Annotated in this window: 2 protein-coding genes; both read right to left on the bottom strand. The window is 62.3% G+C overall.

All coding sequences use genetic code 11. From position 1 onward, the window contains the following. Window positions 1–16 precede the first annotated feature (16 nt). A complete protein-coding gene (locus WG902_RS22465; protein WP_340062451.1) occupies window positions 17–847 on the bottom strand; it encodes an IS3 family transposase in 831 nt (276 codons plus the stop codon). Continuing rightward, complete coding sequence (locus WG902_RS22460) at window positions 838–1,203, bottom strand: transposase (protein ID WP_340062450.1); 366 nt, start codon at window positions 1,201–1,203, stop codon at window positions 838–840. Before WG902_RS22460 ends, WG902_RS22465 begins: the two co-directional genes overlap by 10 nt. Between the last annotated feature and the right edge of the window lie 52 nt (window positions 1,204–1,255).

The raw sequence follows: 1,255 nt of genomic DNA, 5'->3' as shown, positions 1-1,255 counted from the left end.
GGGATCTTGCTCCGGTTTAGTTGACACTGGTTTGTCCTCGCGATCGGCGCTCGTAAGCCGTTGGGGGCAAGTATTGCAGGGATGAGTGCAGCCGTCGATCGTTGTAGAAGCGGATGTAGCTGCTTAGCACGCTTCGAAGCTGCTGCTCGGTCTGGAATTTCCTGCCGTACAGCTCTTCCCCCTTCATCGAATGGAAGAACGACTCCATGTGCGCGTTGTCGTTCATTCGTCCAGGTCGGTTCATGCTCTGGACCATCCCGAACTGGCGCAGCTGGTCCCGAAACTCATAGTTGGCGAATTCGATTCCTCGGTCGCTGTGGAAGACCACTCCCGGCCTAACGCCGCGGCTCGCCGCAGAGAGGCGAAGGGCTTCCTTGGTCAGCGCCGTATCTCGCCGCGCGCCCAGGCTCCAGCCCACGATCCTGCGCGAGTGCTTGTCCATCACTGCGGCCATGTAGCGCCACTTGCCGGCGACCTTCAGGTACGTCACGTCACCCACCCAGACCTGGTTGTGCGCCTGGGTGCTGGCGGACTCCGGCAGGTAGGGCACCCCGGCGTAGAACGCGCGCTGCAACACCTTGGAGTGGCGATACAGGCGCGCACTCCTGCCCTGCACGCCGCCCTCGCGCATCAACCTGGCCACCCGTCGCCTGCCCACGGTGACACCGTCCAGGCGCAGCTGGCCCACGACCCGGGGGCTGCCGTAGAACCCGCGGCTGTCGGCGTGGATCTTCCGAACCCGGGCCAGCAGGTCCTGGTCTTCCTGCTTCCTGCGACTGGGCTGGCGCTTGCTCCACGCGTAGAACCCCGAGCGGGTGACGCCGTGCAGCCTGCACATCATTTCGATCGGGAAGGCTTGCCGGTTTGCCTCGATGAAGGCGAAGACTTCATCTTTCGTTCGGAGGCAAACCGGATAGCTTTTTTTAGCAGGTCGTGCTCCATCTGAAGGCGTCGGAACTGCTTTTCCACATCCCGCAGCCGTTGCAGCTCCGCCGCCTCCTGGGGCTGCAGCGGTGGTGGATCGCCCACCAACTCGCCGTCCCTGACCTGCTTGCGCCACCGGGAGAGCATGAAAGGATGGATGCACAGCGACTCCGCCACATCCTTGATCAGAACCCCGGGTTGGCTGCTTAGCTGCACCGCCTTGAGCTTGAACTCCAGGCTGTACTGCTTGATCTTTACCGGTCCATTTGCCTTAGCCATTGACCACCCTCTCCGTTAGGTCGGAGTGTCAACTAAAGCGAGGCAAGCTCCG

Source organism: Ramlibacter sp. PS3R-8, assembly GCF_037572435.1.
Taxonomy (GTDB): Bacteria; Pseudomonadota; Gammaproteobacteria; order Burkholderiales; family Burkholderiaceae_C; genus Ramlibacter.
The sequence above is the reverse complement of the archived record's forward strand: the minus strand, read 5'-3'. Positions and strand labels throughout refer to the sequence as shown.

Bases quoted from the DNA above. Each gene is read 5' to 3' on its own strand.
- WG902_RS22460 (WP_340062450.1), bottom strand. From the start codon at position 1,203: ATGGCTAAGGCAAATGGACCGGTAAAGATCAAGCAGTACAGCCTGGAG.